This is a genomic window from Xenorhabdus sp. Sc-CR9 (genome assembly GCF_963897815.1).
GTDB lineage: Bacteria > Pseudomonadota > Gammaproteobacteria > Enterobacterales > Enterobacteriaceae > Xenorhabdus.
Genome location: NZ_CAWQTY010000089.1, coordinates 1 through 862, shown reverse-complemented (window position 1 = coordinate 862; position 862 = coordinate 1). Strand labels below are relative to the sequence as shown.

Annotated in this window: 1 protein-coding gene; it reads right to left on the bottom strand. The window is 47.1% G+C overall.

Annotated elements, in window-relative coordinates:
- Positions 1–5: 5 nt before the first annotated feature.
- A protein-coding gene (locus AACQ81_RS04380; RefSeq protein ID WP_237388499.1) for an IS5 family transposase occupies positions 6–807 on the bottom strand; the annotation gives its coding sequence in 2 pieces (ribosomal slippage) (positions 6–542 and positions 544–807; 801 coding nt in all).
- Positions 808–862 lie beyond the last annotated feature (55 nt).

The following is an 862-nucleotide window of genomic DNA, read 5'->3' as shown; positions in this document are numbered from 1 at the left end:
AGTATCTATTCAGTATCTTTCCTGCGCAAGAGCAAAGCAAGGAATGCTAAGTTGACTAACTGAAGGCTGGTATTCAAATCCCCCTCACAGTTTTTCCACAGCCGCCGACACTTTTCTAGCCAGGCAAACGAACGTTCGACTACCCATCTCTTTGGGATTACCTTGAAAGTATGGAGTTCACTCCGTTTGGCGATCTCGACGGTCGCGCCCAGTATATGATGCACATCATCTGCGAAGGCTGTTCCCGTGTAACCCCCGTCCGCTAAGACATTCGTTACGCAAGAAAGCGATTTCCTATGCCGGGTAAAAGTTATCAGGGCGCCTGTTCTGTCCGTCACATTGGCTGTCGTGACTGCCATCGCATGCGGTAAACCCTGATTGTCCACCGCAATGTGTCGTTTGATACCGGAAACCTTTTTACCCGCGTCATACCCTTTTTCACGCGCGGTGTCCGTGTTCTTAACACTTTGCGAGTCAACTATCACGAAAGTGGTGTTGACGTTCCGACCATGGCTGATACGGGCCTCGCCAACGACATTTTTTTAAAGCTTGCTCAAGCAGGCTGGGTTCTGTGTCTGACGGCTTCTCTTTCCAGAGTTTGAAGTAGTAATAAACTGTGCTTTTGGCGGGAAAATCGCTGGGCAGCATATCCCACTGACAGCCGCTCTTGAGTAAATATAATAATGCACAAAATACCTCATAAACATCGGTTTTTCTGGGGCGTGTGCGCTTCCTGCTGCTAAGCAGCAGGGGTTCAATTTCCATGAACACTTCTCGACTAATGTCACTGGCATAAATTTTTCTCATCCCCGTAGTTTATATGAAAAATCGTTCTGGTTTAAAAAAATTCTGAATAGGTTCT